The organism is Dulcicalothrix desertica PCC 7102, from assembly GCF_003991905.1.
Taxonomy (GTDB): domain Bacteria; phylum Cyanobacteriota; class Cyanobacteriia; order Cyanobacteriales; family Nostocaceae; genus Dulcicalothrix; species Dulcicalothrix desertica.
The window spans coordinates 120,119-131,971 of record NZ_RSCL01000026.1 but is presented as its reverse complement, the minus strand read 5'-3'; the positions used below and the strand labels follow the sequence as shown (position 1 = coordinate 131,971).

Here is an 11,853-nt window from a genome sequence, read left to right as displayed (position 1 = left end):
TTGATGTGTTGACGCAGATTTTTGATCCCCCCTAACCCCCCTTAATAAGGGGGGAACAAGAGAGCTATTCTTAGCCCCCCTTATTAAGGGGGGTTGGGGGGATTTAACTCTACACCCCAAAACTAATGACATGGAACACTAGTGTTCCATGTCATTAGTTTTGGGGTGTAGGATAAACCCTTTTGAGCTTAATTCTAGCGTCCTCTTTTCGGAAGCGCCAGTTAACACGAACCTGATTTTCATTACGATTCTCTTCCCAAATAGAGACTTCTTTTTTTAATGTTTCAATATTTGGTAATCTTCGATTTAAACACTGGCGCACTAGTACTGATAACTCAGATTCAACCATATTTAACCAGCTACCATGTTTCGGTGTATGGTGTATCTCTAGTTTTTGGGCAATCCTTCTGGCTTCTGCTGGTTCAAAGACTTCATATAAAGCGCCGATTGTATGGGTATTTAAATTATCCATCACCAATTTGATTACATCCGCTTCTGGAAAATGAACATCTACCAACTCTTTCATGCAGTAAGCAAAATCTACTTTTGTGCGGCGGTCGGTAACTTTAACATGTCTCCAACCTAAGTGTGGCGCCAAAAACGCAAACAAATTACAGGTTCCGTTTCTTTCGTATTCGTAATCTATTTTTTCTTTTTGTCCTGGTTTGTCTTCTGTTTTAGGCTTGGGAGGTATTGGTTCATGAACGTTCTCAATTAACAAGCATAATCTTTCATCAAAGCAAACTAATGGGCGCCGCGCGTCTGGCGGTTGCGCGTAAACATCTAGAACGTCTTCCATTTTGTATACGTATTCTGAACTCAACTGTGGTATACACCATTGCTCAATAAGCCAAGGTTTTAAATCAATGTTTCTAAGTGTGCGACTAATTGTCGATGTACTTATGGTGTCTATGATTTCTAAGCTAACCATTCGGTCGGCTAACATTTTCAGTGTCCAGCATCCACTGCCTTCTGGCGCCTTACTACAAGTTGTTGCAATTAAATAAGCTTCTAGAGTATCCGTAACTAATGACGGTTTTCCGCTACGTGGACGTTCAGATAATGTTGATTCTAAATTTTCTTCACAAAACTGTTGACGAGTCCTAGAGACTGTATTTATAGATGTATGTAGAGTTCTTGCAATCGCCTCGTCTGTACTACCGGAATCCGCCATTAGTAGCGTGTGCGCGCGGCGAATTTCCCTGGCGCCAGCCTTACCTTTTTTGACAAAATCAAGTAGCTGTACTCGTTGGTCGTCGCTTAGATTCACTTTATGTTTTTTATTCATGCACCCAGTTGATCTTATAATATAAGCAAGCGGCACCGAAGGCTCATATGCTTGTATTTTTTAGTTGTGTTGTTATATATTTAAAAGTATAGCACAACACCCCAAAACTAATGACACGGACTATTAGTGGTTTATATCATAAGTTTTGGAGTGTAGGAAAATTGGCAACGGATGATTCTAGGATGTAACGGATAAGTAATTTTAAATAACTGGATGCAAGTTTGTAGCAAATAAATCATCCGTTACATCCGTTACATCCGTTGCAAACCAACACCCCAAAATTAATGATACAAACCACGCTTTGGTTTGTTTCATAAGTTTTAGTGGGTAGGGAGCGCAACGGATACAACGGATTTAACAGATGAGTTATTCGTCAAAAATATAGATTTTGTTATCTAAGATTACTTATCCGTTACATCCGTTAACATCCGTTGCTAATCTTTTTGGTGCGTAACGCTACGAAATTATTCACTTCGTTGAGATATTGTTATGGCGTTACACACCCTACGTAATATTACAGAGCAATTTTATTAAAGTAAATGATTTTTAAGTAATTATGCTGAATAAACGAAATTAATTAAACATTAAAAAACTAAATATATAAGCTATTTTACGAATAATTGCTCATAAACTGAAACAAAAAGTTTGCTATTTTCAGTAATAGCAACTAAGTATTTGCTCCATTTTTATTAATAATGTTTACTTATCAATATTTTTTATGAATTATTTTTATTTTTTAAAAGGTAATAATCGCTACTAATTATTCATTGAATCTACGAACTTTAACTGAATATCTTCTTACCAATTACGGAGATGAACTTTTCTATAGTGCAGGCGCCTGCAATATTGCAAAAAGGCGTTTACAATTGAATATGTATTTTGTCATTCTGTAATTGAGGCGATTGAATGCTAGTATAATCAAAGACCGAGGGTTAGGTAAGTAAAAGGTACGTATAAGTTCAGTGAGTTAAACTCTAAATTATTTCAGCCTAATGTAAAAATAAAAACTAGTGCTGTATCTACCGAGCGCCAAGTTACAATAGCTTTTTTTAATCATGCTTTATTTGTTATTAGTATTTTATATATTGCTTGCAGGGTTATTTTTTGTACGCTGGCTCGACTTCTTTGTAGAAGACGAAGAAATGAGTCCGCAAATGCGCTCGCTTTCAACCTTTATTTTGGTGTTAGCTACCATTTTGTGGCCGATTACAGTACCTTTCGCGTATTTAGAACTATTGAAATTTCACAAGAAAAACAAACAACTAATAAATTTGTTATTAGATTTGTCGAATTCTAAAGAACTTGATGATATTAATTCTAAAAAGAACTTGACAGATTCTCTGTCATTTTCAATTTCTAATTCTTCTAAGTTTCAAAAAGAAAAAAATTAACCTGTAGGGATGCTTACTTGGTTAGTCTCTCTACTCAATTTTTAGGAGTGGGAGATGATGTATTAAAAGTTGGCAATGGTAATGGAGACGATTGTCCAGGATTATCTCCAGCTTGCGTCCACTCTGATATATCACGGTTGACAGCGTTTTGAAAGTCTTTGGAAACTAATAGTACATTTATTCTTTCTGATTGAGGACTAGAGTTTATTTGAGCATATAAAAAGTTATTACTAAAATCAAGTTTACCCAAAATTAACTTATGAGTTTGTTGATTTTTAAGTTTGATTTCTATAGTCGCTTGTGGTTGGTCTAGACCAAATTCGTTCAATTGGCTAGTTTGGCTTGATATCGTTCGATTTATTTGTCCTTTTACGAGTAAATCTGTCAAATATGACACAGATGCATCTGACGCTGGTGAAGTTTGAGGCGCCTTGAGTAACCATTTTGGAGGTGACTGGGTACCACTGCGTTCTAAAATAATATTATCGCTACCTCTTGTAATAGTCAGCGACTGTATATCCGAGGCAGTAAAATTAAAAATTCGCTTTTGACTTTCACTCACCTCAGAACGCTGGTTGGCGCCGAGAATTTCATAATAGTAGACAAAGCCACCTAAACCCAAAGCCAGCAACATCAAAACTAAAGTCGTTCGTTGTAATTTCATAACCACCACATCAACGTCGTTGCCACCAAAGTAAACCTGCTCCTATAAAGCCAACAAAAGGAAGTATAAACAGCGCTGACGACCGCAAAAGAACTGTTTGAGCTACAGAAAGATTAACTCGACGGTTCTTTTGTTCTTTTGGTCGTATTGAAAGAGGTTGCTGGTCTTGCTGACTTAGCCAACTAACAGAGTTTAAGAAAACATCTCCATTAAGTTGCTGCTGAAATAAACCATCGGTAGTAAAATCTGAGTTTCCAATTACAACTAAACGTGACTCTCCTGATGTGGGTGTTGGTGTAGAGAGTTTTTTGGTTAAAGCAACACCTAAAGTGAGAGGTCCTTTACGGTCTTGACCTTCGTTAAATTCTAATTTTTCACTTTTTTGGTCGCTTTCTGCCCATGTACTTGGGTAAGGTCTAGTTAATAATAATGGTGTTGCTTGAATATTATTGACAGGGGTTGTGTCAACAGGACGAGCTAGTCTATAAAACGAGATACCATTACCAAAGTCTTTTGTAATTGGATGTTTTCCATATTCGGTGACAATGGGAACTGCTGGACCAAGCGCTTCGCTACCAGCTACGTCAACAGCTAAACGAGTATCTAGCTTGACTCCCCATTCGTTGAGTAAAGGTTCAAGTTTAGGCTCGGTGTCTGGGTCTATCATTAATAAAGCATTACCACCACCGTTAAGGTAGTTTTGCAGTGCTTTGACTTCTGTATCAAACAGCGCACGTTTGGGACCTGCGACAACTATAACGTTTGCGTCTTTTGGCACCTCAGATATTTGGGCAAGGTTTAAGGGTTCTGTTGTAAAACTTTTATCATTTAAAGCTTTGGCTGCTTGTGATATCGAATTTTCACCTGCTGTCAGTTGAGACTCTCCATGTCCTTGTAGAAAATACGCTTTGACTGAAGTGCCAGAAGTAATTTGTTGTAAACGGTTGGTCAGACGAATTTCACTTAGACGTTCGCTCTGGTTCACTACTTGTACTAATTTACGTTGTTGATTCGTTTCTAAATAAACTTCACCTGCTTCTTTAACGCCAAATTGTTTCGCTAACCCTGGTTTTGCTTGTGGGTCTACGTACTCATACTCGAATTTACTACTTTGGCGCCGATAGTTTTCGAGAAGGTCACGGTCTACAGGGTTTTGGTTTACATCAAATATCCATATTTTTACAGGTTGTTTTAAATTGCGTACTAATTCCCGCGACTGAGGTGCAAGACTAAATAATTGTGTTTCCGTTAAATCTGTCCTTAGATGGTAGCGGGCGCCGATAAAATTTATTAAGCCAAGCATTGCCAAAACAGCAAGCGTTGCCAATAGAGCATTAGTACCTGCTTGCGTCGAACGTTGCCCTAACCAATTATTTCTTTGACCCTCAATTATTATCCAAGCTGCAATAAGCGCAACTCCAGGTATGAGCAGCACCAGGGGGACAACTCCCCTGAAACCAGAAATTAACCCAACCGTTAAACCAGCAGTGACAAGGAACGGCCCCAGCCAAAATAGCCAATATATCAGTTTCCAAAGCTTTCTATTAGCAATAGTTTTCATAGTTATTATTGTCTTTGAAAGCGAAGTGCATCAATTGACTGAGCGGTTAGAAAAACCCCTAAAATCATATAACTAGCAAATAATATAATTGCACTAGTGTCAAACACACCTCGAATCAAACTGTTGTAGTGCTTGAGTAGCGATAAATGACCTATAGCTTCACCAAAAGTTCCACCGATGTTTTTGGCGATTAAATCAACGAACAATAGCATTAAAATGACAGCGAACGTCAGGACGGCAGACAAAATTGTACTGTCAGTCAACGAAGAAATAAACATCCCTACAGATAAAATAGACCCTGCCAGTAAAATTAACCCTAAATTACCTGATAGTAAAATCAAAGGTGGCATTGGTGGACTCGCAGCACCAATCACAATGGCTTCAAATATAAGCAAAGGTATAACCATCGTAGTAAAAAACGTTAGTACTCCTAGTAATTTACCAACGGCAACTGCCCAGTTAGTAACAGGAGATGTAGCAAGTAGCTCCAAAGTGCCGCGTTTCCGTTCTTCTGCATATAACCCCATCGATAAAATTGGAAGTATGAATAAAAGCATCCACCCCATACGGTCGAGGAAAGCATTAATAAATTGATATGGGACATCGAAGGGTGGTACAGGAACTTGAAACTGTTGCCCTTGAATATCTAAGCCTGCTACATACTGAAGAATATCTTGTAAAATCAGTATAAAAAAGAGTCCAGATAAAAACCAAAAAATACCCGCTATGGCATAAGCTAGAGGCGAAACAAAATAGCTTTGCAGTTCACGGCGATAAATAGCAATAATGTTACTTAATATAATGCCCATTATTTCGATAGCTCCGATACTTCATCAACTGATTCGGTAGGCTGTATTTTTTCTTCAGTTGTCAACTTTAAGAACACATCTTCGAGGGTAGCGCTAACCCGACGCATTTCGTATAAATCAAATCCAGCACGCAGTAATGTCTGTGCGATTTCGCTTCCTGGCTCGGTTCCTGGTTGCGTTACAACTCGCAAGTAAGCTCGTTCTGGTAAAATCATGCCATGCGTTGCCATCGTAGGAATTGATTCTACCAAAATCACGGCTGTAACGTTTTGCAATACTTGTTTAGCTAGAGACGCTTCACCCCTAATTTCCAATTCATAACCCGAACCACCTGTCAACTGTGTCATCAGATTTTCTGGGGTGTTTGTTGCTACAATTTTACCCTGGTTAATAATTGCAACGCGGCTACAGGTCATACTGACTTCGGGCAAAATATGTGTAGAGAGAATTATTGTGTGGTCTCCTGCCAAACTTTTGATTAAGTTTCGCACATCTATTATTTGCCGGGGGTCTAAACCAACTGTTGGTTCATCAAGAATTATTGCTGGTGGGTCATGAACGATTGCTTGTGCGATGCCAACACGTTGTTTGTACCCCTTAGAAAGCTTGCGAATAATTGTATGGCGCCTGTCTATAAGGTTACATTTGGACAGTGCCGTCTCAACTTTTTCCTTCCTCCGCGCAGCACTTACTCCTTTAATGCGCGCAACAAAATATAAAAACCCTTCCACCGTCATCTCTGGGTATAATGGCGGATTTTCTGGTAAATAGCCAATTTGGCGCCGAACTGAAAGAGAATTTTCGTGTACATCAAGTCCAGCAATACGTGCTGTACCCTTAGTAGCTGGTAAATATCCAGCTAAAATCCGCATAGTAGTAGTTTTTCCGGCGCCGTTGGGACCAAGGAATCCCAGTATTTCACCCTTATCGACGTTAAACGTCACATCAGAAATAGCTCTAGTAGAGCCATATACCTTACTCAGATGTTCAACTTCAATCATTTTACGCTTCGGCAATCTCCAGAAATAATTAAAGCACTAATTATAAAGGCTAGAGGTAAAGGGGAAAGTATTTGACATTGGGGTTTTAGTATAAATTGAATGTTTTTGCTGTTTATAATTTATTCTTTTCTCGGTATTCTTTATTTACCCCTTAACCCCTCCAAATTATGGTAAACTCTACCCTTGTTGTCGCAACACTCTACGTCAACCCCGTGACTGGAAATGATGCCAATGCGGGGTCACGGCAATCTCCCTATAAAAGTATTACTCGTGCCTTGCAAGTGGCAAAATCTGCCGTAATTCGACTTGCTGTTGGTACTTACAACGATAAAGCAGGTGAAAAGTTTCCATTAGTCATACCGAAAGGGGTTATCGTCATTGGTAATGAAGCTACTCTCGGTCAAGGTATTGTTATAACCGGAAGCGGTGAATACAACAGTCCTAGTTTCGGCGCCCAGAATATTACCTTGCTACTACTTGATGACGCAAGTCTATCGGGTGTAACAGTAACTAATAATACTAGTAGAGGGACTGGTATTTGGATTGAGTCCAGCACACCTAGTATAACTAACTGTACATTTAACAACTGTGGTAGAGAGGGAATCTTTGTTAGTGGTACAGCCAAGCCTTTGATATCAGGTAACAATTTTATACAAAATAATGCTGGTGGAATAGTAATAGCACGTAATAGTAAAGGCGAGATACTGCGAAATACTTTTCAGAAAAACGGTTTGGGTTTAGCGATTAGTGATTTTTCGGCGCCTTTAGTCGCAGGTAATAAATTTATAGATAATAAAACTGGCATTGCATTGTCTCGCGAAGCACGTCCAGTACTGCGAAGCAATTTGATAGAGAACAACTCGCAGGGTGGATTATTGGTCAATGGTAACGCGATTCCAGATTTAGGTAGCTCACAAGACCAAGCAGCAAATATTTTTCGTGGCAATGGTGAATTTGATATTCAAAATGCCACTTCTAGTACAATTAATAGTGCTGGCAACCAAGTCAACCCCGTGCAAGTAAAGGGACTAGTAGAGTTTGTCGCAGCAGTTAGTGATGATGTTGATACCGGAGACAATAGCCTTTTTCCTGATATTGGTGGACATTGGGCGGCGCCTTTTATAGAGTTATTAGTTACAAAGGGTTTCATAAGTGGTTTACCTAATCGTAACTTTGAACCAAATGCACCAATCAACCGCGCTCAATACGCAGCATTAGTAGCTAAAGCCTTTAATATTCAATCAAAAAACCAAATTCCCAATTTTACAGATATAAAACGAGACTTTTGGGCAGCTCCAGCAATTGCTGCTGCTGCGAATATGGGGTTTATTAGCGGTTTCCCAGATGGAACATTTCGACCCGCGCAAAATTTGACTAAAGTCCAAGCACTAGTATCAATGGTCAACGGGTTAAAGTTGAGCGGTGGTAATTCTAACTTACTAATGGCATATAGTGACCGTGCCCAAATTCCTAGTTATGCCACTTCTGCCGTCGCAATTGCCACACAGAATTTACTTGTAGTAAATTATCCGACTCCTGATGAAATCCAACCAATGCGCGATATCACCCGTGCAGAAGTTGCTGCATTAATTTGTCAAGGTTTGGTGACACAAGGAAATTTAAAACCGATTGCATCAGCTTATATTGTGGCGCCAGTGACGGATGTAGCTTCATTTAGTGATTTAACGGGACATTGGGCAGAAGACTTTATTCGTGCTTTAGTGAGTATTAATTTAACGAATGGGTTTGCGGATGGTACATATCAACCAGATAAACCGATGACGCGCGCTCAGTATGCGGCACTAGTAGCTGCTGCATTTAATCCAGTTGCGAAAAGGTCTACACCGGAATTTTCGGATGTACCGAAAGAGTTTTGGGGTTATAGTGCAATAAAGGTGGCTGCGAGTGGGGGATTTGTGAGTGGGTTGAGCGATGGAAGCTTTCGACCCAACCAAAATGTTCTTAGGTTACAAGTAATTGTTTCGTTGGTGAGCGGAATTGGGACTTCAGGCGCCAGTCGTGATAATTTAGGGTTATACAGCGATATAAATACAGTTCCTTCAAGTGCGCGCGCTGCGGTGGCTATAGCTACAGCGAATAATATTGTCGTCAACTATCCAAGTATCAAAAAAATAGAGCCAAACCGGGAGGCAACACGAGGTGAAGTAGCAGCTATGGTATACCAAGCGCTAGTAGCCTTAAATCGGGTACCGAAAATAAATTCACCGTATATCGTTTCTTAATTTCATTGTTACAGGTAGAATTAAGAACACTTCTTTTACATAAAAGAACTACTTAGAAATACTTAACTGTAGCTAAAAGCACAACCAGCTATATGCGACGGGAGACCAATCTCTGCTTAATACCCAAAGCTGAAAGTCAGATGTCCGCTTCCATACCGGACAACTATGACAGCTACGAGAACTATTATGGAAACTACACAAACCTAGCAGTAAGCTTATTAACTCATTACAGTTTTGACCTAGGTGGCTACAAAGCAAACGAGTTAATCGCGCGCTGGCAGGTGCAATTTCCATTGCATTGGCTACACTTAGCAGTGGTAGAAGCCTTATATCAAGGTCGATACAAAGCCATTTCAGTTGAGCAAATTCTTAATATTTGGTTGCGACGTGGGCAAGCATCGTTCCATTTCAACATGGAATTTGAGCGTTTGATTTGCAGCAAATTTCCTCAAATTTTAACAACACCCACATCAACATCGCAACAACTGCCAGCATTACCACCTGTTCCCCAAACGAACAACTATCAAAATACATATATCCAAAATTCTCGAACCGAAAACAACTTGAGTGTTGAATTAGATAAAAAAGATACTAATAATCAATCTAATAGAAATCGTACTGATAGTGGGAATTCGTATCAAGGCGAAAAAAATAATACAATGCTAGACTGGACAGCTGTTCGCCGACCACCAATACCAAATATTGAACTAGTCGAACATAAATCTCAGTCCCATGTAGCAACACAGCTGGTCAAAATGTTGCCACCAGCAACTCATCACCCTGCTATTGAACAATTCACTCCCGAAAAAACCAAAGTCTCTGAATCTTTCGCATCGAAATTAAAATCCATTGTCAGAGTGGAAAGTGCTGAGTGCTGAGTGCTGAGTGAGGAGTACTCAGCACTCAGCACTCAGCACTCCTAACTAATTCAGAGGTTCAATCATTCCTTTCAAGCCATTATTGTTAAGAACTCTTAACATTTGTTCGGCGTTGAAAGTGTTGCTGAATACTCCCACTTGAACTACTCCTTGTCCACGTACAGTAGTGCGGAAAGCTCCAGGAGCAAGGAAACGAATTACATCTTCGTCTCGTTCGTTTGATGTGGGTACTATCACTCGGTATCTTATGCCTGTAGATGCAGTGGCAATTTGTGACGACTGGTTATTAGGCATCGGCGCCATTGTAGATGTTGGCATTTGAATTATATTGCTGGTGTTGGTGTTGGTATTGGGATTGATTGTTTGAATGGGTTGTAAGGGTTGAGGTGCTGATAGCTGAGTTGATGCAGAAGCAGGCGCCGTAAATTCTACAGTTTCTGGGCTAATGCGGACATAATTAATTTGGGGTGTATCATTAGTGGCAACTTGAGGCGCCAATGATGCACCAAGTTGTGAGTTTATTGGTCGCAACGGCGTTAACTGACTGTTTAAAGGTTGTCTAGAAGTACGGTTGCTAATAATATTATTGCGGGCAATGTTAGTAGTTGAGGATGGCGCAGTAAACGTAATCTCGTTACTAGATTCTGTTGGAGTTGAAACAGATTGGGCAGTGGCTACAGGAGTTGTATTGCCACTAATATCAACTTTACCCGCAATACGGTTACTTGCTATAGAATTACCAACGGCAGAAAATAACTGCTTCGATGCCGAAGCGTTGATATCATAACGTCCGTTGTTGCGGAACTCGTTACCACCTGGTTCTGTTGCACTACCCAAGTCAGGTACTGCTTGAGCAATTACGACTAACCCATCTTCACGGTTACTTTGAATTGAATTATTACGCAATTTCGGACGTGAGGATGCTTGGACAACAATTCCTGCTCGGTTGAATTGTATTTGATTACCAATAATTAATGGTTCCGCGCTTTGAGCAATATTAATACCAAATCCTGTTTGTTGAAAAATATTATCTCTAATTTCGGGACGAGCAAAACCAGAAACTGTCAGTCCGTTTGCTTTATTTTGATAAAAATAATTTTTGCTTATAACTGGTGTGGCATTACCTGTGATCGAAATTCCGTCCTGGGTACTGCCTGCAAAGGTATTCTCACTAATTGTAGGGTTGGTTGACTCAATCAAAATCCCGTATCCACGTGGTTTGGGATTCATTACTGTGATACCAGTAATAGATGCTTGATTGGCGCCAACAATTGCAGCGTTTTGTTTACCAAAGGTACGGCTAAGATAATCATCGCCACCTTGAATTACAATACCGCGTCCTTTAGTACTAGCATCGCCTTGAATAGAAACTCCTGGTTTGAGTATCAAAGGAAAGACTTCACCTGTTTGCTCAGTATATGTACCAGGAGCAAGCATAATCGTGCTTTGTGGCGCTGCAACATGCAAAGCTTGGGTAATAGTCTTAAATGGAGTACGTTCACTCCCATTTCCGGTTTTGTCATCTCCAGCACTTGGGTTGACAAATAGGACATTAACCTGAGAGATTGTTTGTTCACCCTGAACTGTTCTAAGTTGCGACGATTGAGTTTGAGCAACGGCAGTGCTAGAAAAAGCGCTTGACAATATAGTCGATGCGACAGTAATGGTTAAGCCAAGTAATAGTACTGACGAACGGAATACCGAAGTAATCTCGTTAATTTTGAGGAACCAATATGATGGATAATGACAAAATGCGGAACTATTTGGCAAATTGCCCGACCGAGACGATTTAGGGAAAGAGTAAGAGTTAATCAATTTTTTGCACTCCTTTAACCAACAAGACTTTTTTATACTTTTATTGTCAATATGTCGATGATGTTTATTACATAGTTTTTAAAACTCTTTATTCTTGACTACGTAAAGTTACGGAGTCAAGTAAACCAGAGGACATATTGACCAATTGGCTATTTTTGATACAAAGTAGGAAGGTAAGCACTTTGCTTATATCTTTGGGTTTC

Annotated in this window: 9 protein-coding genes; 3 read left to right on the top strand and 6 right to left on the bottom strand. The window is 39.7% G+C overall.

All coding sequences use genetic code 11. The features are described from left to right. Positions 1-154: 154 nt before the first annotated feature. Positions 155-1,288, bottom strand: a complete 1,134-nt coding sequence (locus tag DSM106972_RS40005) for an IS630 family transposase (RefSeq protein WP_127085906.1) — start codon at positions 1,286-1,288, stop codon at positions 155-157. A 1,055-nt stretch (positions 1,289-2,343) separates the two neighbouring features. On the opposite strand from DSM106972_RS40005, the gene DSM106972_RS40000 reads away from it, so the two are divergent. Beyond that, on the top strand, positions 2,344-2,679 hold the full coding sequence (locus DSM106972_RS40000; RefSeq protein WP_127085905.1) for a hypothetical protein: 336 nt from the start codon (positions 2,344-2,346) through the stop codon (positions 2,677-2,679). Positions 2,680-2,713: 34 nt separating this feature from the next. On the opposite strand, the gene DSM106972_RS39995 is transcribed toward DSM106972_RS40000, so the two are convergent. The 4 genes from DSM106972_RS39995 to DSM106972_RS39980 are packed head-to-tail and all read right to left on the bottom strand — an operon-like array spanning position 2,714 to position 6,714. Beyond that, positions 2,714-3,343: a DUF4340 domain-containing protein gene (locus DSM106972_RS39995; protein ID WP_127085904.1), complete on the bottom strand. Its 630-nt coding sequence runs from the start codon at positions 3,341-3,343 to the stop codon at positions 2,714-2,716. A gap of 10 nt (positions 3,344-3,353) precedes the next feature. Then, complete coding sequence (locus tag DSM106972_RS39990) at positions 3,354-4,904, bottom strand: GldG family protein (protein WP_127085903.1); 1,551 nt, start codon at positions 4,902-4,904, stop codon at positions 3,354-3,356. A gap of 5 nt (positions 4,905-4,909) precedes the next feature. Then, positions 4,910-5,713: an ABC transporter permease gene (locus DSM106972_RS39985; protein WP_127085902.1), complete on the bottom strand. Its 804-nt coding sequence runs from the start codon at positions 5,711-5,713 to the stop codon at positions 4,910-4,912. Next, positions 5,713-6,714, bottom strand: coding sequence for an ABC transporter ATP-binding protein (locus tag DSM106972_RS39980; protein WP_127085901.1), 1,002 nt, complete (start codon positions 6,712-6,714; stop codon positions 5,713-5,715). The genes DSM106972_RS39985 and DSM106972_RS39980 overlap by 1 nt, the downstream gene beginning before the upstream one ends. Before the next feature lie 167 nt (positions 6,715-6,881). Between DSM106972_RS39980 and DSM106972_RS39975 the strand changes: the two genes are divergently transcribed. Both DSM106972_RS39975 and DSM106972_RS39970 read left to right on the top strand, forming a co-directional pair. After that, on the top strand, positions 6,882-8,957 hold the full coding sequence (locus DSM106972_RS39975) for an S-layer homology domain-containing protein (protein WP_127085900.1): 2,076 nt from the start codon (positions 6,882-6,884) through the stop codon (positions 8,955-8,957). 92 nt (positions 8,958-9,049) lie between these two features. Further along, positions 9,050-9,835 carry a hypothetical protein gene (locus DSM106972_RS39970; RefSeq protein ID WP_170213637.1) on the top strand — a complete coding sequence of 262 codons (786 nt, stop codon included), beginning with the start codon at positions 9,050-9,052 and terminating at the stop codon, positions 9,833-9,835. Between the two features lie 45 nt (positions 9,836-9,880). Here the strand turns inward: DSM106972_RS39970 and DSM106972_RS39965 are convergent, their stop codons facing one another. After that, the gene (locus tag DSM106972_RS39965; RefSeq protein WP_233787234.1) at positions 9,881-11,650 is read right to left on the bottom strand and encodes a DUF1565 domain-containing protein; all 1,770 of its coding nucleotides are present in this window, start codon (positions 11,648-11,650) and stop codon (positions 9,881-9,883) included. Between the last annotated feature and the right edge of the window lie 203 nt (positions 11,651-11,853).

What these genes read in the sequence shown, in the direction of transcription:
- DSM106972_RS40005 (WP_127085906.1), bottom strand. Translation starts at nt 1,288, where the DNA reads ATGAATAAAAAACATAAAGTGAATCTAAGCGACGACCAACGAGTACAG.
- DSM106972_RS40000 (WP_127085905.1), top strand. Translation starts at nt 2,344, where the DNA reads ATGCTTTATTTGTTATTAGTATTTTATATATTGCTTGCAGGGTTATTT.
- DSM106972_RS39995 (WP_127085904.1), bottom strand. Translation starts at nt 3,343, where the DNA reads ATGAAATTACAACGAACGACTTTAGTTTTGATGTTGCTGGCTTTGGGT.
- DSM106972_RS39990 (WP_127085903.1), bottom strand. Translation starts at nt 4,904, where the DNA reads ATGAAAACTATTGCTAATAGAAAGCTTTGGAAACTGATATATTGGCTA.
- DSM106972_RS39985 (WP_127085902.1), bottom strand. Translation starts at nt 5,713, where the DNA reads ATGGGCATTATATTAAGTAACATTATTGCTATTTATCGCCGTGAACTG.
- DSM106972_RS39980 (WP_127085901.1), bottom strand. Translation starts at nt 6,714, where the DNA reads ATGATTGAAGTTGAACATCTGAGTAAGGTATATGGCTCTACTAGAGCT.
- DSM106972_RS39975 (WP_127085900.1), top strand. Translation starts at nt 6,882, where the DNA reads ATGGTAAACTCTACCCTTGTTGTCGCAACACTCTACGTCAACCCCGTG.
- DSM106972_RS39970 (WP_170213637.1), top strand. Translation starts at nt 9,050, where the DNA reads ATGCGACGGGAGACCAATCTCTGCTTAATACCCAAAGCTGAAAGTCAG.